Below are 21,257 nucleotides of genomic sequence, written 5' to 3'. Positions count from 1 at the left end.
TGACGGAAGAAGGCGGTATTCGGATCCGGCCTTAGGCGACGTCCCGGAAACCGTGAGGCGGTTTACAATCGGACCTGCCCGCGCTTGCGACTGAGGCTACTCCACCTTTGCCATATCGCTGCGGATGATGGCCCGGAGCTCGTCGATCGGGCGCAGGGACCGCCCGTCGTCGACATGCCAGAACATCCATCCGTTGCATGCATCAAGGCCCTGGACCTTCGCGCCAAGGCGATGAATGGAACCGGCCTCACCGCCGGAAGCAACCGTGCCGTCGGCGCGCACGATGGCGCTATAGCGACGCTTCGCATCCGTCAGCACCTGGCCGGGCTTGATAAGGCCGCTCTCGATGAGCACGTTGAAGGCGACGCGAACTTCGGCCTTCTTGCCGGTCATGACGGTCAGTTCCGCCTTGCCGAGCGGCTCGACGGCGGCGATGCGAGCACTGGCAGCGTCGATATAATCCTGCTCGCGCTCGATGCCGACGAAGTGGCGCCCGAGGCGCTTGGCGACGGCGCCGGTCGTGCCCGAGCCGAAGAAGGGATCGAGAATGATGTCGCCGGGCTTGGAGGAAGCCATGATGACGCGGGCGAGCAGCGCTTCCGGCTTCTGCGTCGGATGCGCCTTCTTGCCGTCTTCGCCCTTCAGCCGCTCGTTGCCGCTGCAGATCGGAAACAGCCAGTCCGAGCGCATCTGCACGTCGTCGTTGGCGGCCTTCATGGCGTCGTAGTTGAAGGTATAGCCCTTGGCCTTGGCGTTCGGGCTCGCCCAGATCATGGTCTCATGCGCGTTCTGGAAACGGCGGCCCTTGAAATTCGGCATCGGATTGGTCTTGCGCCAGACGATGTCGTTGAGGATCCAGAAATTCAGGTCCTGCATCGTCGCGCCGACACGGAAGATGTTGTGATAGGAGCCGATGACCCAGATCGTGCCTGCCGGCTTCAGCACGCGGCGGCAGGCAAGCAGCCAGGCGCGGGTGAAGGCATCATAGGCTTCGAAGGAGGCAAACTGGTCCCATTCGTCATCGACTGCGTCGACAAGCGATTGGTCGGGACGATGCAGCGTGCCGCCCAGCTGGAGATTATAGGGCGGGTCGGCAAAAATGACGTCGACGGAATGATTGGGTAGTGCTTCAAGAGCCGCTACGCAATCGCCCTTGATGATCGTGTCGATCCAGGACCCCGGAACTGCTGAGGTCCTGAGGTCGGCAAGCGGGAAAACTGACGCCATGTGATACTCTCTGTTACACTTACTCGATGCTCTTAACTGGGTGTTATGGTTACCTAACTTGGTTACCAAAGGCTGAAGCGGAGAGCATTTTCTCGAAATTCCGGTGGAACGGCTTAAATGGCGCCGACAACGCCAATGGCACAGATGACCATCGGGACGGTCCCCGGCATTCGCAGCCAAAGATCAATCTGTTGGACAATTTTGGCAGCGCCGTCGACTTCGATCGAAGCTGAGCCCGTGCCGTTCGCTTTTGACGAACTGGTCCTGGAGTTGCGTAAAAACAATAACATGGGGCCGACAGAGACGCGGAAATCCGCGGCCCTGCCTTCATACACCTGGCGTCAATGCTTCAGCGAGCCACTTCACCGTATTGCATTGCGTCGAGATCGGCGATCAGCGACGGACCGGTCGGATGCCATCCGAGCCGTGCCCGGGTCTGAGCACTGGAAGCGGGGAAATCCATGCCGGCAAACGCCGACATCCATCCAAAATAATCCGCTGCCTCCTCGCGCGAAATGGACACGGCCGGCACATTCAAGCCGCGGCCAATGGCCTCCGCGATTTCGCGGGCTTCAACCCCCTCTTCGTCAACCGCATTGTAACGTGCTCCCAGTTCCCGCTTTTCCAGTGCGAGCCTATAGAGACGCGCCACATCGAGCAGGTGCGCAGCAGGCCAGCGATTGCGTCCTTCGCCGATATAGGCTGCGACGCCCTTTTCGCGAGCGATGGCGATGAACGGCGTGATGAGGCCCTGCTTGCGCGTATCATGAACCTGCGGCAATCGGACCACCGATACGTTCACTCCCGCATTCAACAGCTCAGCGCCCGTCAGTTCGGAAGCGATACGTGGATTGGGATGGCTGGTGTTGAAGACATCTTCGGTCCCGGGCTGGCCGGGCTTATGATTACCCATGCCGGTGCCGGAGGTTATGACCAGCGGCCGATCCGAGCCGGCAAGTGCGGCGCCGAGCGCCCGGATGGCGTGTCGATCCTTTTCGCAATTTTCCACGAACCTTGAGAAATCGTGGTCGAAGGCTGTGTGGATCACGCCGTCCGCCTTCGCCGCGCCGCTGCGCAGGCTCTCCGGATCCTCAAGAGTTCCCCTGTGCACTTCGGCGCCTGCAGCCGCCAGCGATTGCGCTCCGGCGTCCGACCGGGTCATGCCGATCACCTGATGGCCAGCGTTTATAAGTTCAGGAACAAGGGCTGAACCGATAAAGCCGGTCGCACCCGTAAGAAAGATACGCACGATGACGTCTCCTTGTTGGTCGAGCACGCACTATCCGACCATCCTTTATTCTGTTAAAGTAGTGACCTCATCATATTATAATTGCTAACAGGATCATCATGCCGATCAATACCGGCAACTCATTGGGAGCCTTCTTGAAGGATCGCCGCAACCGGCTTGATCCGGCGACCTTCGGCTTTTCGGGGCGCCGACGCACACCCGGACTGCGCAGGGAAGAGGTGGCCCAACGCGCCAACATAAGCCCCACCTGGTACACATGGTTGGAGCAGGGTCGCGGCGGCTCTCCCTCCTCGGACGTATTGAACCGGATCGCCACCGGGCTGATGCTGACCGAACCGGAGCGCGAACATCTTTTCATGTTGGGGCTCGGGCGGCCACCCGAGGTTCGTTACAGGACCACCGAAGGCGTCACTCCTCGGCTGCAACGCCTGCTGGACTCGCTCGACGCAAGTCCCGCCTTGATCAAGACCGCCACCTGGGATGTCGTCGCGTGGAACCGCGCCGCAGCCGTGGTCCTGACCGACTATGGCGCACTTCCCGTCGAGCAACGCAATATTCTGCGCCTGCTATTCGGCAATCCCGCCATTCGCGCTTCACAGCATGACTGGGAGAACCTAGCCCGTTTTGTGGTGGGAGCCTTCCGGGCCGATGCGGCCCGCGCCGGCGCGGTGTCGGAAGTCAGCGAGCTTGTCGATGAACTCTGCAAAGTCAGTTCGGAATTCGAAGCGTTGTGGCTTGAGAATAACGTTCACGTCCAGGGGGAAGGATTAAAGCACCTGCGCCATCCCAAACTTGGCCCTATCGAGCTGGAATATTCCGCCTTTGCCGTCGACGGCCGACCCGATCTCGGTTTGGTCATCTATACCCCGGCCGACAGATCGGTTGCCGACCGTATCCGCTCACTTGTCATACAGCAGCTTTGACTTTGCCGAGGCCGACTATCAGGCCCCGGCTCTCTCGGCTGAATCATGAATTTCCCGGCTATCAGCCGGCGCCTCGTCCCGCTCGTTCATGCCGTAGTCGCGGACGACATGGGCGATACGCAGACGGTAGTCCGCAAAAACAGTTCCTCGACCGGCCTTCTGCGCCGCGCGATGGGCTTCGCGGTTGCGCCACTCCTTGACCGCCGCCTCGTCGCGCCAGAAGGAAAGCGACAGGATCTTGCCGCTCTGGCTGAGACTCTCGAAGCGCTCGATGGAGATGAAACCGTCGATCGTTTCGAGTTCGGCGCGCAGCTTTCCGGCTATGTCGAGATAGTGCTGACGCTCATCGGGATGGGGAACGACTTCGAAAATGACTGCGATCATGGCGATATCCTCGGCGTATGCGGCAGGGATATATTTTTCAGGAAAATACGATCCTCCTGCAAGATGAAACGCTCGCGGCGGGAGAAATCGTGATTCGCCTGGGCCTCCAGATCGGCGGCCAGGCTTTTGCGATAAGCCTCGTAGGCGGCCAGGCTCTCGATATTGTAGACGCCGTAGGCTGTCGTCAATGAGCCCTCGTGCGGGGCGAAATAGCCGATGAGATCGGCGCCATTGCGCGGGATGATCTGGCCCCAAGCCTTGCCATATTCGGCGAAGGCCTCCTGCTTGAAGGGGTCGATCTGATAGCGGATGAAACAGGTGATCATGGCTTTCTCCTTTGCTGATACGGATGTTTTCGCACATTGAAGAACGGAGATGCTTCGGCTACGATCGAAGTATGAAAGAAGGTCCTGACATAGCGCAGATCGGCTCGTTGATCGGTGATCCGGCGCGAGCAAACATACTGACGGCCTTGATGGGCGGCCGCGCGCTGACGGCAACAGAGTTGGCGGCTGCGGCCGGCGTGACGCTGCAGACGGCAAGCGCCCATCTTTCCAAGCTCGAAGCGGGTGGTTTACTGGCGCAGCGCAAGCAGGGCCGGCATCGCTATTTCGCGCTGGCGGATGATGGCGTCGGCAAGCTGCTTGAGGGGATCATGGGTTTTGCCGCCAGCCGCGGACACCTGCGCCACCGCCCCGGCCCGAAGGAGCCGGCGCTGCGCAAGGCGCGCATCTGCTACGATCATCTTGCCGGTGACTATGGCGTGCGCATGCTCGACAGTCTGATAGAAGGTGGTTCGATTTCAGCCATGGGCGAAGGCCTGAGCCTGACGGCGCAGGGCGAGACCCACCTTGGTTCGATCGGCATAGACATATCCGGATTGCGGTCGAGCCGCCGTCCGCTCTGTCGATCCTGCCTGGACTGGAGTGAACGCCGCGCCCATCTCGCCGGCAGCCTCGGCAAGGCACTTCTTGCGAATTTTCTCGACAAGGGCTGGGCGCGGCGAACCGAAAACAGTCGCTCGATCTTCTTTACGCCGGAAGGCGAGCGCCGTTTTCTGGCGCTCTTTCCGATCGAGGCGGGCGAGCTCTCCTAGGCGTGGCCGATCAGGACGTCGGCGAAATTGCCGGCTGCAATTCGGCTGCAGAGATCTCCCCATTCGCAACCAAGGCAGGCGTGGCGAATCTCACCGCTGGCGAAATTCCGCCGTAGCTTTGCAAGCAGGGCGGCATCGGGCGCCAGCATCGCGCCAATTTCGATCTCTTCTCCCAGCAGGGCCACCACGTCCGCGAGAGCAGCGGCGTCCCGCTCGATGACCGACGCCTTGAAACAGTGCGGCTCCATCTTGTCCAGAAGCGGTGCGCAGATATCGTCAGGCCCGGAGACCAGCTTGATCTCCTCCCCTTTTGTCAGACGCTCGGCAATGCGGCGATAATTGTCGGTGAAGGCCGGCGTATAGCCTTCACCGACGAAGGTCAGCATGCAGAGCAGATGGTGGGCGCGAAGCCGAACAGTCAATTCAGCTTTGCCTTGCCGCTATAGACCTGGGCGGTCTTCAATACTGCGGCCGCAAGCGCGGATTTCAGCACGGCGCCAAGGATGAACGGAGCGACGCCTAAGAGCCAGCCCTTTTCAGCGCCGATCAATGCCGCAAGCCATGCGCCACCGATCGCAAGGCACAGGATATTGGCCGAGAGATGGGCGAGGAAACTACGCACGACGCGGTCGCCGCTCCAGCCGCGCTCGGCAAGCCAGCCGACCAGCGCGCCAATGATCGGGAAGGAGACGAGATAGCCGGCCGTAGGCCCCATGAAGGGCGCGATGCCGCCTGCGCCGCCGGCCAGAACCGGAAAACCGACCATGGCTTCGCCAAGCCACGCCAGAATAGTGATCGCGCCGAGACGCCAGCCGTAGAGCGCGCCGATCATGGTGACCGCAAAGGTCTGCATGGTGATCGGCACAGGCACCATCGGCACCGAAATCTGCGACGCGAGCGCCAGCGCCAGCGTTCCGGCGAGAACGAAGGCGGCCTTGACGACCAGCGACCGTTGAGCAAGGCGCAGCGGGTCAAAGGTGGCTTCTTCGTGATGATGCAGCAGGGACATGAGCTCTCCTTCTAGAAATTATAGATAATTTTTAATTCCCATCTATTTTATGTCCGAGTTTATAGATCGAGGCAAGCGGCGGATGCGTAAATTTATGCTGCTTGGGGCAGGAGGGCCCGGAAAGCATGGATTTCAAAGGGAAGAAAAATGGTAGTACCGCCTTCAGGTACGGAGCTTTAGACCAAGTCCCGTACCGCAGATCAGATAGAATGAGCCAACTCCTGCCATCGAAAGATGACTCGCGCGAGTGTTTCCGCCAAAAATTATCTATAATTTTTTCGAGTGCTCAACCGACGATCGCGAAGGCCTCGCGCGTCGAGCCTGAGGGAGTGCGCACGGGAGCGCGACCGATCCATTGGACGTGCTTCTGCAGGATGGCGGCAGCCTCGTCGGAGCGCCCTTGGCGGAGTGCGGCCAGGATGGCGCGATGATCGTGATCCGTGCGCTTTTCCCAGCCGGATTGCCATGCGGAAAAGAGAAAGCGGGCGCTGGCGGCATGCAGGTCGTCGATGGCGGCCAGCAGGCGCACCATGCCGCAGGGCGCCAGGATGAGACGATGGAAGCGGCGATTGGCCTCTTCCCAGGCATGGACATCGCCGGCGGCATCGCCTTCCCGCGTCGCCTCCTCGGCGGCATCCAGAATGGCAGGCGTCAGGTGCTGCGCCGCATGCTTCAAGGCGAGACCCTCGAGTGCCGCGCGCATTTCGGCGACTTCGCGGACCTCCTCGAGATCGAAGGAGGCGACGCGAACGCCGCGACGCGGCAAGTTGATCGCCAGGCCCTGCGCTTCCAGCCGCCGGAATGCCTCGCGCACCGGCACATGGCTGGTGCCGAACTCCTCGGCGATGTGATCCTGCCGCAGCCGCGCATCGGGCGCGATCTCACCACGGATGATGCGGTCGGCAAGCACCCGGCTGATGCGGCTGGCAATGGTGTCGTGACGCTCCTTGGCCATGGCCGATCCTTAAAGCCGGGCTTACGGATTGTCGAGCGACATGCTGAAGTCATGAAGCCTTTTGAACTTCGCCGACCCTTTCCGTCAGCGCAGCACAGCCATGCCCGCCAATTGGTTGAGCTTTGCCGGCACATCGTGTAAAGCGCGACGGTCATTTTTTCTGAGCATGTTCCGATACACTGACGGTTTTCCACCGAACATGCCGAACCCAGCCCTCATCAAAGGCAGCAATTCTCATGAGTAATGGCTTCGACCTCATCATCTTCGACTGCGACGGCGTTCTGGTCGATTCGGAAATCATCGCGGCAGACGTCGAATCCAAACTGCTGACGGATGCAGGCTATCCCATCAGTGCCGAGGAAATGGGCGAGCGCTTTGCCGGCATGACCTGGCACAACATTCTGTTCGAAGTCGAGCGCGAGGCCAGCATCCCGCTCTCCGCATCGCTGCTCGACAAATCGGAAAAACTTCTGGATCTGCGGCTCGCCAACGATGTCCAGGCGATTTCCGGCGTTCCGCTCGCGCTGTCGCGACTGCCGATGCCGCGCTGTGTCTGCTCGAACTCCAGCTCCGCGCGTCTCGACATGATGCTCACCAAGGTCGGCTACCTCACGCTGTTCGCGCCGCATATCTACTCCGCCAAGGATCTCGGCGCCGACCGTGTGAAGCCCAAGCCGGACATTTTCCTGCATGGCGCCGAGCAGATGAACGCCAACCCAGCCAATACCATCGTCGTCGAGGATTCGGTCCACGGCGTCCAGGCGGCGCGCGCCGCCGGCATGCGCGTCATCGGCTTCACCGGTGCTTCGCATACCTATCCCTCGCATGCCGACAAGCTGACCGATGCCGGCGCGGAGACCGTGATTGCCCGTATGGCCGACCTGCCTGGCATCGTCATGGCCCTGGCCGAATGGGATGGCGTTTTGTGAGATATCGCAGGCTGCAAAGAAAAGGCCCCGCCGCGAGACAGGGCCTTTCCTTTTTCATTTCGTGCGAATGACATATGCGCCCACACAATCGCGGCGCAGTTCGGATGCGCAGGCGACGTGCGCTTAGTGGCGCTTCTTGCGTGCCGGCTTCTCACCCTTGTCAGGCTTCTGCGGCCCCTGGTCGAAACTGACCTGGACGATGGTAAAACCGCCTGAACCACCGGTAACGCTGATATCGTCGTCCCTGAAGAGGAACTGGGCCGTGCTCTCGCCCGGTGGAATTTCAGCCGTGTAGTTGATGGTCTTGCTGTAAAGCGCGGTCTCGTTGTCCATGACGGCGACATGGATCGGCAGGGTCACCTTGCCGGAGCTACCCATCGGGCCGGCGACCAGACGCCCTTGCACGGCGACATGAATCCCGAGATTGGTGCCATCGGTCGTGCACTGGCGCGTCGCCTCCGCCAGCGAGGCCTGATAGGTCAACTGGTTCGGGTCATCCTTGGCGCCCTTGGCGTAAGTCCGGTAGACGGCGGCCTGGTCGGGGATGGTAACCTGCGGGCATTTGCCGGCGACATAGGCCTGACCACCAGTTACCTGGGGAGCAGCCCCGGTGGTACCCGCCTGCGGTGCGACCGTAACATCCGTTCCCGGCTGCTTGTCACTGTTGCCGCCGAGGCCAAGAGAGCTGCAACCAGTCAGCAATGCCAGAAGCGAAGCGGAAAAAAGACGACGCGAAACCCTGCCAAACACTATTATTCCACCCTCTCCATACAATTCACATTATCGGCCTGAAGCCTGTCGGACGGGCCTTTTATGACACTTGGCGATGGTCTATACCAGCGACGCAGCGAAAAATCGATTGGGTAGACACCGTTTTGGCTCACTTTTCGAGATCGACATATTGGCACAAACTGTCGCCCGCCGGCGCTGATCCCACGCGCCTTGCGCAAACGCGAAAACCACGCGGCTGATCCGACGCAAAAAGACAGGCCGCCGTCGTTTCGTTCCTCTACTCTCTCAACCGATCACTCAGGCAATTTTGCGACCGAAGGAATTCTAGACCGTGGACTATATCTCAACGCGGGGAGAAGCCCCTGCCCTTGGCTTCTGCGACGCCCTCCTGACCGGCCTTGCGCGTGACGGCGGGCTCTACGTTCCCCGTGAATGGCCGACCCTGACGAAAAAAGAGATCCGCGCCTTCCGCGGCAAGAGCTACCAGGACGTCGCCTTCGCCGTCCTGTCGCCCTTCACCAACGGCGAAATCCCCGCCGATGTCTTCCGCGGCATGATCGACGACGCCTACGCCACCTTCCGTCATCCGGCGGTGACGCCACTGGTGCAGACCGGCCCGAACAGCTTCGTCATGGAGCTGTTCCACGGCACGACGCTCGCCTTCAAGGATGTCGCCATGCAGCTGCTCGCGCGGCTGATGGACTATGCGCTGGAAAAGCGCGGGCAAAAGGCAACGATCGTCGGCGCCACATCGGGCGATACCGGCGGCGCGGCAATCGACGCCTTTGCCGGCCGCGAGCGCACCGACATCTTCATTCTATTTCCGCATGGCAAGGTCTCGCCGGTGCAGCAGCGGCAGATGACCACCTCGACCGAAGCCAATGTGCATGCTCTGGCAATCAACGGCAATTTCGATGATTGCCAGAACCTCGTCAAAGCCATGTTCAACGATGCCGGCTTCCGCGACAAGGTCAGGCTTTCCGGCGTCAACTCGATCAACTGGGCGCGAATCATGGCGCAGGTGGTCTATTATTTTACCACGGCCGTTGCGCTGGGCGGCCCGGACCGGAAAATTTCCTTCACCGTGCCGACGGGCAATTTCGGTGATATTTTCGCCGGCTACGTCGCCAAGCGGATGGGCCTGCCGATCGACCGCCTGGTCATCGCCACCAACGAGAACGACATCCTGGCGCGCACGCTGAAGACCGGCCGCTACGAGATGCGCGCCGTCAAGGCAACCACCGCGCCGTCGATGGATATCCAGATCTCCTCCAACTTCGAGCGGCTGCTGTTCGAAGCGAATGGCCGTGACGCCTCGAAGGTGCGCGCCGCGATGGAAAGCCTGAAACAGTCGAGCGGCTTTTCGATCAGCGAAAAGGCCTTGAAGTTCATCAAGAAGGACTTCCGCGCCGGTCGTGCCAGCGAAAAGCAGGTGGCAGAGACAATCCGCAAAACGCTGGCGGAAACGGGTTACCTACTCGATCCACACACGGCCATCGGCGTCTTCGTGGCGGAGAAAAACGAGCGGTCGACGAGCCCGATGGTGACGCTTGCCACCGCGCATCCCGCGAAATTCCCCGCCGCAGTAAAATCCGCATGTGGTATTGACCCGGCGCTTCCAACGTGGCTTGCTGGTCTGATGACCAGGGAGGAGCGTTTCGACGTTCTCGATCCGGAGCTTAAAGCCGTGGAAAGTTTTATCGGCGAGCATGCCCGGGCCGGGGAACAACAGACGCGGAAAGACAAGCGATGACAGTGGAATGCACCCGGCTTGCGTCCGGGCTGACAGTAGCAACCCAATCGATGCCACACCTCGAAAGCGTGGCACTCGGCGTTTGGATCAAGTCGGGTTCGCGTAACGAGACCGAAGCGGAACACGGGATCGCGCATCTGCTCGAGCATATGGCGTTCAAGGGTACGGCGCGGCGTTCCGCGCGGCAGATCGCCGAGGAGATCGAGAATGTCGGCGGCGAAGTCAATGCCGCTACCTCGACCGAAACGACCTCCTATTATGCACGCGTGCTGAAGGACCATGTGCCGCTCGCGGTCGATATTCTTGCCGACATCCTGACGGAGTCCGCCTTCGAAGAGGAGGAGCTGGCCCGCGAAAAGCAGGTTATCCTGCAGGAAATCAATGCGGCGAACGACACGCCCGACGACGTGGTCTTCGACAAGTTCTCCGAGGTCGCCTATCGCGGCCAGACGCTCGGCCGCGCAATTCTCGGTACGCCGGAAACCGTCGTCTCCTTTTCGCCAGAGCAGATTCGTCACTATCTGGACCGCAACTACACGACCGATCGCATGTTCGTCGTGGCGGCCGGTGCGGTCGATCACGAAAGCTTCGTGCGTCAGGTGGAGGAGCGCTTCTCCAGCCTGCCGACCAAACCCTCCACTTCGCCAGTGATCGAGCCGGCTCGCTATATCGGCGGCAACATCCGCGAAACGCGCGACCTGATGGATGCGCAGATCCTCCTGGGCTTCGAGGGGCGTGCCTACCACACGCGCGACTTCTACTGTTCGCAGATCCTTGCCAATATCCTCGGCGGAGGCATGTCCTCGCGTCTCTTCCAGGAAGTGCGCGAATTCCGGGGTCTCTGCTATTCGGTCTACGCATTTCACTGGGGCTTCTCCGATACCGGCATCTTCGGAATCCACGCCGCCACCGGCGGCGAGAACCTGCCGGAGCTGCTGCCCGTCATCGTGAAAGAGCTGCATAAGTCCTCACACGAGATCCAGCAGCAGGAAATCGAGCGGGCCCGCGCCCAGATCCGCGCGCAGCTGTTGATGGGCCAGGAAAGTCCGGCTGCCCGTGCCGGCCAGATCGCCCGGCAGATGATGCTTTATGGCCGCCCGATCCCGAACCAGGAGATGCTGGAGCGCCTGGAGGGCATCACCATCGACCGGCTGACGGATCTTGCCGGCCGCCTGTTCTTCGATACAGTACCGACGCTTTCGGCGATCGGGCCGCTGGAACAGCTTGCACCGATGGAAGACATCGTCATGTCGCTGTCGTCGCCGGCGCCCGCCTCCAGAAGCGCGAGCGGCTAAGGCCACGCCGCGGGCCGATGGGTTCAATTCTCGGGGGAGTGCTTGGCGGCATGCAAAAATCTGTCTTTCGGTTTCTCTCACGTCATCCGGACGCGGTTGAACTCGAAAACGACCAATATTTGCTGCGCCTGCCGCGTTACTCCGATTTCAATCAATGGCACAGGCTGAGAGCCGAAAGCCGCCGCTTCTTGGAGCCTTGGGAACCGACCTGGCGGCATGACGAGCTGACCGAAGGCGCCTACCGGGCGCGCATCATCAGGGGCAAGCAGGAATATAGTTCCGGCCAGGCCATACCGTTATTCATTTTCCTTAGGGAAAACATGACGTTGGTCGGAGGCATAACGATCGGATACATTCGCCGCGGTGCTGCGCAGAGCTGCATGATCGGATACTGGATGGGCGAGCGCTATTCCGGTCAGGGTCATATGTTCGCCGCACTTCAGTTGGTTATACCCTATATCTTTTCCGGACTTGAGTTGCACCGTATTGAAGCAGCCTGTATTCCGGATAACGAGCGTAGCATGCGGCTTTTGGAAAAGGCCGGTTTCCAGCGAGAAGGTCATTTGCGCGGGTATCTAAAAATCAACGGTCAGTGGCGCGACCATGTCATGTTTTCAAGGTTGGCAGCGGATGCCGACCCGAACCGAAAATACGACCAGCGATGACCACCGGATTGATGCCAGCAATGCCGACCGCCAAGCGGCTCTGCGCGCTGCTCGCAACGCTCGCGGCCACCATGCTGCTCCTGTTTGCCGGCATGGCGCACGCAGCCGAGCCCGTGAAGATTTCCCGCGACGACACAGCCCTCGACCTGACGGCAACAACGGAGATCTATACCAACCAGGGCGAGGCCTTTCAGGTCTCAACGGCCGCCGGCGCCGACGGCATCCGGCGCCGGATTGAGGTACGATCCTCCTCACCGAACCATCAGGGCGACTGGGCCGTTTTCGCGCTCGCCAATGTTTCCGAAGAGCAGCTGGAACGCGTCATCGTCGCCCCGCATTTCCGCCTGGTGAATTCGAAGGTCTTCTGGCCGGACCTCGGCTCGCAGCGCATCGTCGCGATCACGCCGAGCGAAGGCTTTGCGCTCGACCGGCAACCGAGCGACGAGGCCGATGTGTTCCGCATCACGCTGAACCCCGGCGCCGTCGTCACCTTCGTTGCCGAACTCTCGTCTCCGAACCTGCCGCAGCTCTATCTCTGGGAACCCAACGCCTACAAGGATACGGTCAACGCCTTCACGCTCTATCGTGGCATCGTGCTCGGCATTGCCGGCCTGCTGGCGGTGTTCCTGACCATTCTCTTTGTCGTCAAGGGCACCTCGATGCTGCCGGCAACGGCAGCGCTCGCCTGGGCGGTGCTCGGCTATATCTGTGTGGATTTCGGCTTCCTCGGCAAGCTCATCATGATCACGTCAAGCGATCAGCGAATATGGCGCGCCTGTGCGGAGGTGGCGCTCGCTTCAAGCCTGGTGATCTTCCTGTTCACCTATCTCAACCTCAATCGCTGGCATGCGCACCTGGGCTACGTCACGCTCGCCTGGGTCCTTGGCCTCGCCCTGCTCTTCGGCGTGGCGATCTACGATCCGTCGATCGCGGCCGGCATCGCCCGGTTGTCGCTGGCACTGACTGCGACTGCGGGTCTGCTGCTCATCATCTATCTGGGCTTCAGCCGCTATGACCGCGCCATCCTGCTGGTGCCTGCCTGGGCGCTGATCCTCGTCTGGCTGTTCGGCGCCTGGATGACGGTGACGGGCAAGCTCGACAACGACATCATCCAGCCAGCACTCGGCGGCGGCCTCGTGCTGATCGTCCTGCTGATAGGCTTCACGGTCATGCAGCATGCCTTTGCCGGCGGCGCATTCCAGCAGGGCCTGTTCTCGGATCTCGAACGGCAATCCCTAGCGCTTACCGGCTCCGGCGACACCGTCTGGGACTGGGATGTAGCACGCGACCGCGTGGTGACGACGCCCGACATCTCGACGAAGCTCGGCCTGTCGCCGGGCACCATGCATGGCGCGGCGCGCAACTGGCTGCCGCGGCTGCATCCCGACGACCGCGACCGCTTCCGCGCGACCCTGGACGTGCTTCTCGAACATCGTCGCGGCCGGCTGAACCACGAATTCCGCATCCGCGCCGAAGACGGACATTTCCACTGGCTGTCGATCCGCGCGCGGCCGGTGCTTGGATCGAACGGCGAGATCATTCGCTGCGTCGGCACCATCGTCGATATCACAGAGCAGAAGAATTCGATCGAGCGGCTGCTGCACGACGCGGTGCACGACAATCTGACCGGACTGCCGAACCGACAGGTCTTTCTCGATCGCCTGCAGGCCGTTCTGACGCTGGCGCCGGAGGGCAACCAGCTGCGGCCGACCGTCATGGTGATCGACATCGACCGCTACAAGCTCGTCAACGACACACTCGGCGTCGCTGCGGGCGACAATATTCTCATCGCGCTGACGAGACGCCTTCGCCGCCTGCTGAAGCCTCAGGACACGCTCGCGCGCCTTTCCGGCGACCAGTTCGGCTTGATCCTCGTTTCCGAGCGCGATCCGGCCAAGGTGGCCGACTTTGCCGACGCGATCAGCAAGGCGATCATGGTGCCGATCAACTTCGCCAATCGCGAGATCATCCTGACGGCATCGGTCGGGCTGACGTCCTGGGTCGACCAGCAGGAAAATGCGCCCGGCATGCTCAGCGACGCCGAGCTTGCCATGTACCGCGCCAAGCGCGCCGGCGGCAATCGCGTCGAGCCCTTCCAGCCCGCCTTCCGCAGCTTCGGTACTGACCGTCTGCAGCTCGAAACAGACCTGCGCCGCGCCGTCGAACGCAAGGAACTCTCGCTGGTCTATCAACCGATCGTGCGGCTTGAAGACGCCGAGGTGGCCGGCTTCGAGGCGCTGATGCGCTGGGAACATCCGAAGCGCGGCAATATTCCGCCAACGGAATTCATCCCCATCGCCGAGGCCTCGGACATTATCGGTCCGCTCGGCATGTTCGCGCTGGAGCAGGCGACCAACGATCTGATGGCTTGGCAGCGACAGACCGGCGACCTGCCGCTCTTCGTATCCATCAATCTCTCCAGCGTGCAGCTGCTCAACAACGAGCTCTACGACGATATCCGTGCCCTGCTCGCCAAGACCCATTGCGATCCGAGCCGCATCAAGCTCGAGCTGACGGAATCGCAGGTGATGGAGAACCCGGAGCAGGCGCGGCTCGTGCTCGACAAGCTGCGCGAAGCCGGCATCGGCCTGGCGCTCGACGATTTCGGCACCGGCTATTCCTCGCTCGCCTACCTTACCCGCTTCCCCTTCGACATGATCAAGCTCGACAAGGCGATGGTCCGCGACGAGAGCGACAAGAAGGCCATCCTTCTGCGTTCCGTCATTTCCATGGCGCGCGAACTCAACATGCGCGTCGTCGCCGAGGGAATCGAATCCGAAGAGGATGCGCTGGAGCTCGCCAAGATCGGCTGCACCTACGGTCAGAGCTTCATCTTCGGGCCGCCGATGGGCACGGATTCCGTGATCAGGCTGTTGAAGGAACGCTTTCCTCTGACGAAGCGTGCATAGACCTTCCCCTCCCCGGCTGGGGTGGCGGATCAGGCGTCGTTGATTAGGGTGCGGACATAGTCCAGCTTCGCCACCACCGGCGGCGACAGGATGAAGGGATAGGAGTCCGGCTGCCCCATGCTGCGCTGAATGGCGTTGATCGCGACGCTCAAGGGGATCCAGGCGCTGACGAGCTGGTCGGCGCTTTCGGCTCTATAGGGATTGAAATCCACCTCCGCCGCCATCTCGTGATAACCAAAGGGGTCGACCGCCAAACCGAAGGAGCGCGCGGTTTCCAGCGTATCGACGATGTGCAGGTAATGCGCAAAGCATTCCGCAAAATCTTCCCAGGGATGGGCGCTGGCATAGGCACTGATGAAGTTTTCGTGCCAGTTCGGCGGCGGGCCATTGTCATAGTGAGACTGAAGCGCCATGCCGTAATCCGCTCTCTCGTCTCCGAAGACGGTGCGGAAAACATCGAACCGGCCGCGGTCGCGCACGAGCTTGTTCCAGATGAAGTGGCCGGTCTCGTGGCGGAAATGGCCGAGCAGCGTGCGGTATGGCTCGTTCATGGAGGCGCGCGCCTGTTCGCGCGTCACGTCGTCGGCTTCGGCGGCACGAATAGCGATCAGCCCCTCTTCATGGCCGGTCCTGGCGGGCACGACATTGCTGCCCTGCACCTCATCTTCGAGGAAGTCGAACACCAGCCCGCCCACAGGATCCTGTTGTCGATCAGGATGCGGCAGGTTCCAGCGCAACAACGAATAGAACAGATGCCGCTCGGCCTGACCGATGCGCCGCCAGCGGTCTATGCCCTGTTGGGTATCCGTGTTGGGCACCAGGCGGTTGTGACGACAGGCTGTGCAGAATGGCTGCGGGTCGTCCGCATCGACAAGCCAATTGCAGATATCGAGTTCGGCGTTGGCGCAGAAACGGACGTGGCTCGATGGCTCGGCGACCAGATGCCAATTCGCTCCTTCCTCGGCCTCCAGCGCATATATGGCCAGCCGATCCGGGACGAATCCGAGCTGATGACCGCAGCGGACACACTGCCTGTTGTCGAAATGCACCGGCTGGCCGCAATGGTCGCAAGTGAAAAGCCGCATGGAAACCCTCTTCGAAATAACGTCCCATCGACACGAAAGAGCCCGTCTCGTCTCCGAGACAGGCTCTACTTAGCGGGCCGCTTCTGCGGCACTATCTCAGATTGCACAGCGACCTGAAATTGGCGAGCAGCCGGATTACATCCGATCCACTGCACCCTTGACCTTATCCTTGGCCTTGCCGATGGCGCCCTGCACCTTGCCCTTGGCTTCCTGGGCCGCGCCTTTTGCGCGCAGTTCCTTGTCGTTCGTGGCCTTGCCGGCCATCTGCTTGGCCTTGCCGGCCACTTCGTTGACCTTGCCGGATACCTTGTCGGTCGTGCTACCCATGTCTAACACCTCCATAATTGGCACAGCGTTATTGCCGTTGCCCTGCCATGAAAACGTCACGGGCGTTACTTCGTTCCAATATAATGCAGTTCGCCTCAGCCATGCCCCGCATGCGGCGACAGCATTGCGGGGTTGATACCCATCAAAGCCAAGGCGCGCTCGTACTTGTCGTCGAGGCTTCGGTCGAAGATCAATTCCTCTTCGGCGGGGCAGTTCAGCCAGCCGTTATTGCCGATCTCGGCCTCCAATTGGCCGGCGCCCCAGCCGGCGTAACCGAGCAGCATGGTGGCGCGTTTGGGGCCGCTTCCCTTGGAGATGGCCCGCACGATATCCAGCGTCGCCGTCAGGCTGATATCGTCGCTGACCGGAATACTGCTGTCGCTGATATAGTCGTCGGAATGCAGGACGAAGCCGCGGCCGCTTTCGACCGGTCCCCCGGTCTGGATGGGGAAATCGCGCGCGACGGGCGGGAGAACGATGGCGTCGTCGTCCTTGATCATATCGAGATGCAAAAGGACATCCGTGAAGGTCAGCTTCTGGCCCCGGTTGATGACGAAGCCCATGGCCCCGGCATCGGAATGAGCGCAAATATAAATAACCGTCCGGTTGAAGTTCCGGTCCTCCATGCCCGGCATGGCGATCAGGAACTGGCCGTCGAGAAAACCTCTTTCGCGTCTATTCTTCAGCGTCGATAGGGACATTGTGCCTCCTGACCGCAGTCCATAACTGCACCGCTAAAAAAGAAGATGGGGCAATGTCATAAATCAATCAACTGAAAATGATCATTTCTTTTTTAAGCCGCGCTGGCTCCGGGCCAGCCAATCCGCTAAATCCTGCTCTCATGATTGGAACAGTTACCCTCCCCCGCCTGCCAACGCTTCTTGCCGAAACGCTTGCCGCCATCCTGTGCATCGGTACCGCCGCTTTCGCTGCAACGACTGATTGGGTGCACAATCAGGGCGGCCGCATGCGCCTGGTTGCGCTGGCACCGGACGCCGAAGGGCATATCCGCGCCGCGCTGCAGATCGAACCACAGCCCGGCTGGATCACCTATTGGCGCGAACCGGGCCAGAGCGGCATCCCGCCACAGGTAACGCTGGCCCCCAATAGCGGAATAAAGCTGGAGAAGACCGGCTATCCGATCCCGAAAAGGATCACGGTCGGCGCCATACAGGAAATCGGCTATGACGCGCCGGTGACATTGCCGCTCGATTTCACCATCGAGGGCAAGACGCCGGCAAAACTGGAATTGACCGCCTTCATCGGTTTCTGCAAGGAGATCTGCATTCCATTCCAGGCTGAGTATTCGCTGGCGCTGCCGACGAGCGAACAGCCGACGGCGCATGAACTGGCACTGCTGGACGCAGCCAAGGCCTCCCTGCCGCAGGCTCCATCCTCTGATTTCGCCCTTGAGAGCCACAGCCTTTCCGCGGATGCGAAAAACCTTTCGCTGCACCTCACCCTGCCTGACGCGACCGGAGAAAATCCGGCGATCTATGTCACCGGGCCGACGGGCTACGTGTTTTTCCAGCAAGCGAATGCGAAGCGGGAAGGCACCGCCTACTCGGCCGATATCGCAATCGCCAAGCTGCCGAAGAATTACGATATCAAGGGCAAGACCTGGGGTGTCCTCGTCGTCGACGGCGATCGCGCCATGGAAACCACGCTTGCGTTCGAATAGCTCCGATCTATAGTTCGCCCAACAATCCCTATCCAATCGGCGGCCGTTCAAACGCCCCCGAGATCGCGCCCCAAGGAGAGAGCCATGACCATTGCAATCGGCGATAAACTGCCCGCCGCCACTTTCAAGGAAAAGACCGCCGACGGCCCGGTCGAGATCAGCACCGAGCAGCTTTTTGCCGGCAAGCGCGTCGTGCTTTTCGCCGTTCCGGGCGCATTCACGCCCACCTGCTCGCTCAACCATCTGCCTGGCTATCTCGAAAACCGGGACGCCATTCTCGCCAAGGGCGTCGATGATATCGCCGTCATCTCGGTCAACGACTGGCATGTGATGGGCGCCTGGGCGCAATCATCCGGCGGCATGGGCAAGATCCACTTCCTCGCCGACTGGGACGGCTCCTTCGCCAAGGCGCTCGGCCTCGAAGTCGACCTCTCCGCCGGTGGCCTCGGCATCCGCTCCAAGCGCTATTCCATGCTGGTGGAAGACGGCGTGGTGAAGTCGCTGAACATCGAGGAAAGCCCGGGCCAGGCTACGGTTTCGGGTGCTGCCGCGATGATCGAGCAGCTTTGAGATTTCGACGGATTGAGGGGGCCGGTCGTATGACTGCCGCTCCAGACTGAATCGGGAATACTTGGGTATGCCCAAGTGTTCCCATTTCTATGCCCTATGTCTGCTTGTCACCCGGATATAATAGCCATCCGGATCGATGATGCGAAAATCGCGTAGACCCCATGGTTGCAGGACAAGCTCGGATACCGGGTGACCACGCGTTCTGGTGGTCTCGTAGAAGCCCTCTATGTCCGCAACGTTCAATACGATTTCGACGCCGAGGCCGAGCCGCTCTCCATCGGTGGCTCGAAGGGGATGATCGTGTCCGAGGGCCTCCCGCTTGTTGACAGAAATGGCCGCCTCGCCATTCGTGAGCATCGTATAGTCCGCGCTTGCCTGACCAATTTCCTGGAAATTCAGCACCCGGCGATAGAATTCTATCGATGCCTGAACGTCGGTAACAAATAGCTCCAGCCGCAATTTCAAGACAGCCTCCTCTTCCAGCCCTGTCCAGCATTCTCCAGATCTCAATATCGCGGCAAGATAACTTTGTAGCAATCGCCATGGCGATTGGGAGCCAACGGCATTGGCCGAGAGATATTCCAATATCGTTCGTAGCAATCGGCAGGTAATCCAGCCCACGCCTCTTTTCCGCCGCATTTTCTCGGCTACAACACGTAATGTTATTACATAAATGAAAGCCCCCACATGCCTTTCGACCACAACCCCTTCGCGTCCTCCCTGATGGGGCGTTCCGCTCTTGTGCGCCTTGCCTATGTCGCGGTCGGCATAGCGGTACTCTGGGCGGCCATCGGCTGGGCGGTGGCCTTGGCATGAGCGATCTGATCCGTCTCGACAATCTTACCGTCACCTACGAGCGTCATCCCGCCGTGCACCACATTTCCGGCGCCTTCCGGACCGGTAGCCTCACGGCGATCGCCGGGCCGAATGGTGCGGGTAAATCGACGCTCTTGAAAGCCATCGTCGGTGAACTCAGGCCGGCGGGAGGGTCGATCGATCGCGGGGCGCTGACGCGCAACGATTTCGGCTACCTGCCGCAGGCCGCCGATATCAACCGCCGCTTTCCGATCTCGGTCGCCGACACGATCATGCTCGGTGCCTGGAAGAATGCCGGCGCATTCGGCCGCTTCTCGCGCCAGGATGCGGAGCGGGCGCGCGATGCGCTTTCGGTCGTCGGGCTTTCCGGTTTCGAAAACAGACATATCGGCTCGCTCTCGGCCGGCCAATTCCAGCGCGTGCTCTTCGCGAGACTGCTGCTGCAGGACGCGCGCGTCATCCTGCTGGACGAACCTTTTACCGCCATCGACCAGCGCACGACGCGCGATCTGCTCGACCTCGTTCTGCGATGGAACAACGAAGGGCGCACCGTCATCGCCGTTCTGCATGATTTCGATCAGGTGCGCGCTCACTTTCCCGAGACAATGCTGATTGCCCGCGAGCTTGTGGGATGGGGCGACACGCAGGACGTGATGAGCCCCGCCAACCTCATCAGGGCGCGGGCCATGGCCGAGCGCTGGGACGAGGAGGCCGAAGCCTGCCTGCCGGATGATGAGCTTGCCGAAAATGGTCTCGCAAAGCGGGAGCCGGCCGAATGACCGCCTACGATATCTTCCTCGCGCCCTTCGCGGATTATGGCTTCATGCGGCGCGCGCTCATCGCCTGCCTCTGCCTCGGCCTCGGCTCCGGCCCGATCGGCGTTTTCCTGATGCTCAGGCGCATGAGCCTGATGGGCGATGCCATGAGTCATGCGGTGCTGCCCGGTGCTGCCATCGGCTATCTCATCGCCGGTTCGCTGTCGCTGACGGCCATGGGGCTTGGGGGGCTGGTGGCCGGCCTTTCGGTGGCGCTGCTCTCCGGCCTCGTCAGCCGCATGACGGTGCTGCAGGAAGATGCGAGCTTTGCCAGCTTCTATCTGACGTCGCTGGCGCTCGGCGTGCTCATCGTGTCGCTGCGCGGGTCCAATATCGATCTCCTGCATGTGCTTTTCGGCACGATCCTCGCGATCGACGCCCCTGCCCTCTATCAGATCGGCGCGATCACGACGGTGACGCTGCTGGCCCTTGCCGTCATCTACCGGCCGCTGGTCATGGAATGCTTCGATCCGGGCTTCCTGCGCGCGGTTGGCGGGCGTGGGCCGGTCTATCATTTCCTGTTCCTGCTGCTCGTCGTGCTCAATCTCGTCGCCAGCTTCCAGGCGCTCGGCACGCTGATGGCCGTAGGGCTGATGATGCTGCCGGCGGCGATCGCGCAGCTCTGGTCGCGCAGCCTGCCCGTGATGATGGTGATCGCGACGGGGACGGCGGCGGCTTCCGGCTATATCGGCCTCATCGCCTCCTACCATCTCGAATTTGCCTCGGGCCCGACCATCATCATCACGGCAAGCCTGATCTACGGCCTCTCCATCCTCTTCGCACCTTCGGGCCTTGCCCGGCGGTTCTTTCCCCGTCCCCATCTCCGGGGCTAATCCG

24 protein-coding genes are annotated in these 21,257 nt (G+C 61.1%); 12 read left to right on the top strand and 12 right to left on the bottom strand.

The window, feature by feature from the left end; genetic code table 11:
- Window positions 1–96 precede the first annotated feature (96 nt).
- Together AB8B29_RS02545 and AB8B29_RS02540 are read right to left on the bottom strand one after the other, a co-directional pair.
- Window positions 97–1,227 (bottom strand): site-specific DNA-methyltransferase, encoded by a 1,131-nt coding sequence (locus tag AB8B29_RS02545; RefSeq protein WP_037193489.1) that lies wholly within the window; start codon window positions 1,225–1,227, stop codon window positions 97–99.
- A 349-nt stretch (window positions 1,228–1,576) separates the two neighbouring features.
- Window positions 1,577–2,476 carry an SDR family oxidoreductase gene (locus tag AB8B29_RS02540; protein ID WP_047638918.1) on the bottom strand — a complete coding sequence of 300 codons (900 nt, stop codon included), beginning with the start codon at window positions 2,474–2,476 and terminating at the stop codon, window positions 1,577–1,579.
- A gap of 98 nt (window positions 2,477–2,574) precedes the next feature.
- Between AB8B29_RS02540 and AB8B29_RS02535 the strand changes: the two genes are divergently transcribed.
- The gene (locus tag AB8B29_RS02535) at window positions 2,575–3,399 is read left to right on the top strand and encodes an MmyB family transcriptional regulator (protein ID WP_047638871.1); all 825 of its coding nucleotides are present in this window, start codon (window positions 2,575–2,577) and stop codon (window positions 3,397–3,399) included.
- A gap of 18 nt (window positions 3,400–3,417) precedes the next feature.
- Here the strand turns inward: AB8B29_RS02535 and AB8B29_RS02530 are convergent, their stop codons facing one another.
- Window positions 3,418–3,783 (bottom strand): antibiotic biosynthesis monooxygenase family protein, encoded by a 366-nt coding sequence (locus AB8B29_RS02530; RefSeq protein ID WP_047638872.1) that lies wholly within the window; start codon window positions 3,781–3,783, stop codon window positions 3,418–3,420.
- Entirely contained in the window at window positions 3,780–4,109 is a 330-nt protein-coding gene (locus tag AB8B29_RS02525) for an NIPSNAP family protein (RefSeq protein WP_113119259.1), read from the bottom strand. Before AB8B29_RS02525 ends, AB8B29_RS02530 begins: the two co-directional genes overlap by 4 nt.
- Before the next feature lie 71 nt (window positions 4,110–4,180).
- Here AB8B29_RS02525 and AB8B29_RS02520 point away from each other — a divergent pair, with 71 nt between their 5' ends.
- A complete protein-coding gene (locus AB8B29_RS02520; RefSeq protein WP_113119260.1) occupies window positions 4,181–4,879 on the top strand; it encodes an ArsR/SmtB family transcription factor in 699 nt (232 codons plus the stop codon).
- Here the strand turns inward: AB8B29_RS02520 and AB8B29_RS02515 are convergent.
- The 3 genes from AB8B29_RS02515 to AB8B29_RS02505 form a co-directional block, all read right to left on the bottom strand.
- Window positions 4,876–5,301: a DUF1284 domain-containing protein gene (locus tag AB8B29_RS02515; RefSeq protein WP_113119261.1), complete on the bottom strand. Its 426-nt coding sequence runs from the start codon at window positions 5,299–5,301 to the stop codon at window positions 4,876–4,878. The genes AB8B29_RS02520 and AB8B29_RS02515 overlap by 4 nt on opposite strands.
- A complete protein-coding gene (locus tag AB8B29_RS02510) occupies window positions 5,298–5,888 on the bottom strand; it encodes a biotin transporter BioY (RefSeq protein ID WP_113119262.1) in 591 nt (196 codons plus the stop codon). The genes AB8B29_RS02515 and AB8B29_RS02510 overlap by 4 nt, the downstream gene beginning before the upstream one ends.
- 286 nt (window positions 5,889–6,174) lie before the next feature.
- Entirely contained in the window at window positions 6,175–6,843 is a 669-nt protein-coding gene (locus AB8B29_RS02505) for a GntR family transcriptional regulator (RefSeq protein WP_113119263.1), read from the bottom strand.
- A gap of 236 nt (window positions 6,844–7,079) precedes the next feature.
- Between AB8B29_RS02505 and AB8B29_RS02500 the strand changes: the two genes are divergently transcribed.
- Window positions 7,080–7,772, top strand: coding sequence for an HAD family hydrolase (locus AB8B29_RS02500; protein ID WP_037193470.1), 693 nt, complete (start codon window positions 7,080–7,082; stop codon window positions 7,770–7,772).
- Window positions 7,773–7,895: 123 nt separating this feature from the next.
- Here the strand turns inward: AB8B29_RS02500 and AB8B29_RS02495 are convergent, their stop codons facing one another.
- Window positions 7,896–8,522 carry a hypothetical protein gene (locus AB8B29_RS02495; RefSeq protein WP_037193468.1) on the bottom strand — a complete coding sequence of 209 codons (627 nt, stop codon included), beginning with the start codon at window positions 8,520–8,522 and terminating at the stop codon, window positions 7,896–7,898.
- Between the two features lie 313 nt (window positions 8,523–8,835).
- On the opposite strand from AB8B29_RS02495, the gene thrC reads away from it, so the two are divergent.
- From thrC to AB8B29_RS02475, 4 genes are all read left to right on the top strand, one after another.
- Window positions 8,836–10,257, top strand: a complete 1,422-nt coding sequence (thrC, locus tag AB8B29_RS02490) for a threonine synthase (RefSeq protein WP_113119264.1) — start codon at window positions 8,836–8,838, stop codon at window positions 10,255–10,257.
- Window positions 10,254–11,552, top strand: a complete 1,299-nt coding sequence (locus tag AB8B29_RS02485; protein ID WP_113119265.1) for a M16 family metallopeptidase — start codon at window positions 10,254–10,256, stop codon at window positions 11,550–11,552. Before thrC ends, AB8B29_RS02485 begins: the two co-directional genes overlap by 4 nt.
- Before the next feature lie 50 nt (window positions 11,553–11,602).
- Window positions 11,603–12,217 carry a GNAT family N-acetyltransferase gene (locus AB8B29_RS02480; protein ID WP_034508238.1) on the top strand — a complete coding sequence of 205 codons (615 nt, stop codon included), beginning with the start codon at window positions 11,603–11,605 and terminating at the stop codon, window positions 12,215–12,217.
- 71 nt (window positions 12,218–12,288) lie between these two features.
- Complete coding sequence (locus AB8B29_RS02475) at window positions 12,289–15,126, top strand: EAL domain-containing protein (RefSeq protein ID WP_245297431.1); 2,838 nt, start codon at window positions 12,289–12,291, stop codon at window positions 15,124–15,126.
- Between the two features lie 29 nt (window positions 15,127–15,155).
- Here the strand turns inward: AB8B29_RS02475 and AB8B29_RS02470 are convergent, their stop codons facing one another.
- The 3 genes from AB8B29_RS02470 to AB8B29_RS02460 form a co-directional block, all read right to left on the bottom strand.
- Window positions 15,156–16,211: a zinc-binding metallopeptidase family protein gene (locus tag AB8B29_RS02470; RefSeq protein WP_092572921.1), complete on the bottom strand. Its 1,056-nt coding sequence runs from the start codon at window positions 16,209–16,211 to the stop codon at window positions 15,156–15,158.
- Window positions 16,212–16,346: 135 nt separating this feature from the next.
- The gene (locus AB8B29_RS02465; RefSeq protein ID WP_092572922.1) at window positions 16,347–16,538 is read right to left on the bottom strand and encodes a CsbD family protein; all 192 of its coding nucleotides are present in this window, start codon (window positions 16,536–16,538) and stop codon (window positions 16,347–16,349) included.
- A gap of 95 nt (window positions 16,539–16,633) precedes the next feature.
- A complete protein-coding gene (locus AB8B29_RS02460) occupies window positions 16,634–17,239 on the bottom strand; it encodes a YqgE/AlgH family protein (protein WP_037193441.1) in 606 nt (201 codons plus the stop codon).
- A gap of 140 nt (window positions 17,240–17,379) precedes the next feature.
- Here AB8B29_RS02460 and AB8B29_RS02455 point away from each other — a divergent pair, with 140 nt between their 5' ends.
- Both AB8B29_RS02455 and AB8B29_RS02450 read left to right on the top strand, forming a co-directional pair.
- The gene (locus AB8B29_RS02455) at window positions 17,380–18,219 is read left to right on the top strand and encodes a protein-disulfide reductase DsbD domain-containing protein (protein ID WP_439006115.1); all 840 of its coding nucleotides are present in this window, start codon (window positions 17,380–17,382) and stop codon (window positions 18,217–18,219) included.
- 84 nt (window positions 18,220–18,303) lie between these two features.
- On the top strand, window positions 18,304–18,789 hold the full coding sequence (locus tag AB8B29_RS02450; RefSeq protein WP_037193438.1) for a peroxiredoxin: 486 nt from the start codon (window positions 18,304–18,306) through the stop codon (window positions 18,787–18,789).
- Window positions 18,790–18,876: 87 nt separating this feature from the next.
- Here the strand turns inward: AB8B29_RS02450 and AB8B29_RS02445 are convergent, their stop codons facing one another.
- Window positions 18,877–19,254, bottom strand: coding sequence for a VOC family protein (locus tag AB8B29_RS02445; protein ID WP_047638878.1), 378 nt, complete (start codon window positions 19,252–19,254; stop codon window positions 18,877–18,879).
- Window positions 19,255–19,476: 222 nt separating this feature from the next.
- Between AB8B29_RS02445 and AB8B29_RS02440 the strand changes: the two genes are divergently transcribed.
- Genes AB8B29_RS02440 through AB8B29_RS02430 form a run of 3 tightly spaced genes read left to right on the top strand, consistent with a single transcriptional unit; the run spans window position 19,477 to window position 21,253 of the window.
- The gene (locus AB8B29_RS02440; RefSeq protein WP_280518117.1) at window positions 19,477–19,605 is read left to right on the top strand and encodes a hypothetical protein; all 129 of its coding nucleotides are present in this window, start codon (window positions 19,477–19,479) and stop codon (window positions 19,603–19,605) included.
- A complete protein-coding gene (locus tag AB8B29_RS02435; protein ID WP_113119267.1) occupies window positions 19,602–20,384 on the top strand; it encodes a metal ABC transporter ATP-binding protein in 783 nt (260 codons plus the stop codon). Before AB8B29_RS02440 ends, AB8B29_RS02435 begins: the two co-directional genes overlap by 4 nt.
- Window positions 20,381–21,253, top strand: a complete 873-nt coding sequence (locus tag AB8B29_RS02430) for a metal ABC transporter permease (protein ID WP_037193430.1) — start codon at window positions 20,381–20,383, stop codon at window positions 21,251–21,253. Before AB8B29_RS02435 ends, AB8B29_RS02430 begins: the two co-directional genes overlap by 4 nt.
- The last annotated feature ends 4 nt before the right edge of the window (window positions 21,254–21,257 follow it).

The sequence above is a fragment of the Rhizobium sp. 11_C7_N12_5 genome (genome assembly GCF_051811145.1).
In the GTDB taxonomy this organism is placed as follows: Bacteria; Pseudomonadota; Alphaproteobacteria; order Rhizobiales; family Rhizobiaceae; genus Rhizobium; species Rhizobium lusitanum.
The sequence above is the reverse complement of the archived record's forward strand: the minus strand, read 5'-3'. Positions and strand labels throughout refer to the sequence as shown.

What these genes read in the sequence shown, in the direction of transcription:
- AB8B29_RS02520 (WP_113119260.1), top strand. Translation starts at nt 4,181, where the DNA reads ATGAAAGAAGGTCCTGACATAGCGCAGATCGGCTCGTTGATCGGTGAT.
- AB8B29_RS02535 (WP_047638871.1), top strand. Translation starts at nt 2,575, where the DNA reads ATGCCGATCAATACCGGCAACTCATTGGGAGCCTTCTTGAAGGATCGC.
- AB8B29_RS02460 (WP_037193441.1), bottom strand. Translation starts at nt 17,239, where the DNA reads ATGTCCCTATCGACGCTGAAGAATAGACGCGAAAGAGGTTTTCTCGAC.
- AB8B29_RS02500 (WP_037193470.1), top strand. Translation starts at nt 7,080, where the DNA reads ATGAGTAATGGCTTCGACCTCATCATCTTCGACTGCGACGGCGTTCTG.
- AB8B29_RS02505 (WP_113119263.1), bottom strand. Translation starts at nt 6,843, where the DNA reads ATGGCCAAGGAGCGTCACGACACCATTGCCAGCCGCATCAGCCGGGTG.
- AB8B29_RS02455 (WP_439006115.1), top strand. Translation starts at nt 17,380, where the DNA reads ATGATTGGAACAGTTACCCTCCCCCGCCTGCCAACGCTTCTTGCCGAA.
- AB8B29_RS02480 (WP_034508238.1), top strand. Translation starts at nt 11,603, where the DNA reads ATGCAAAAATCTGTCTTTCGGTTTCTCTCACGTCATCCGGACGCGGTT.
- AB8B29_RS02470 (WP_092572921.1), bottom strand. Translation starts at nt 16,211, where the DNA reads ATGCGGCTTTTCACTTGCGACCATTGCGGCCAGCCGGTGCATTTCGAC.
- AB8B29_RS02545 (WP_037193489.1), bottom strand. Translation starts at nt 1,227, where the DNA reads ATGGCGTCAGTTTTCCCGCTTGCCGACCTCAGGACCTCAGCAGTTCCG.
- AB8B29_RS02430 (WP_037193430.1), top strand. Translation starts at nt 20,381, where the DNA reads ATGACCGCCTACGATATCTTCCTCGCGCCCTTCGCGGATTATGGCTTC.
- AB8B29_RS02485 (WP_113119265.1), top strand. Translation starts at nt 10,254, where the DNA reads ATGACAGTGGAATGCACCCGGCTTGCGTCCGGGCTGACAGTAGCAACC.
- AB8B29_RS02530 (WP_047638872.1), bottom strand. Translation starts at nt 3,783, where the DNA reads ATGATCGCAGTCATTTTCGAAGTCGTTCCCCATCCCGATGAGCGTCAG.
- AB8B29_RS02450 (WP_037193438.1), top strand. Translation starts at nt 18,304, where the DNA reads ATGACCATTGCAATCGGCGATAAACTGCCCGCCGCCACTTTCAAGGAA.
- AB8B29_RS02440 (WP_280518117.1), top strand. Translation starts at nt 19,477, where the DNA reads ATGCCTTTCGACCACAACCCCTTCGCGTCCTCCCTGATGGGGCGTTCC.
- AB8B29_RS02465 (WP_092572922.1), bottom strand. Translation starts at nt 16,538, where the DNA reads ATGGGTAGCACGACCGACAAGGTATCCGGCAAGGTCAACGAAGTGGCC.
- AB8B29_RS02435 (WP_113119267.1), top strand. Translation starts at nt 19,602, where the DNA reads ATGAGCGATCTGATCCGTCTCGACAATCTTACCGTCACCTACGAGCGT.
- AB8B29_RS02525 (WP_113119259.1), bottom strand. Translation starts at nt 4,109, where the DNA reads ATGATCACCTGTTTCATCCGCTATCAGATCGACCCCTTCAAGCAGGAG.
- AB8B29_RS02510 (WP_113119262.1), bottom strand. Translation starts at nt 5,888, where the DNA reads ATGTCCCTGCTGCATCATCACGAAGAAGCCACCTTTGACCCGCTGCGC.
- AB8B29_RS02475 (WP_245297431.1), top strand. Translation starts at nt 12,289, where the DNA reads ATGCTGCTCCTGTTTGCCGGCATGGCGCACGCAGCCGAGCCCGTGAAG.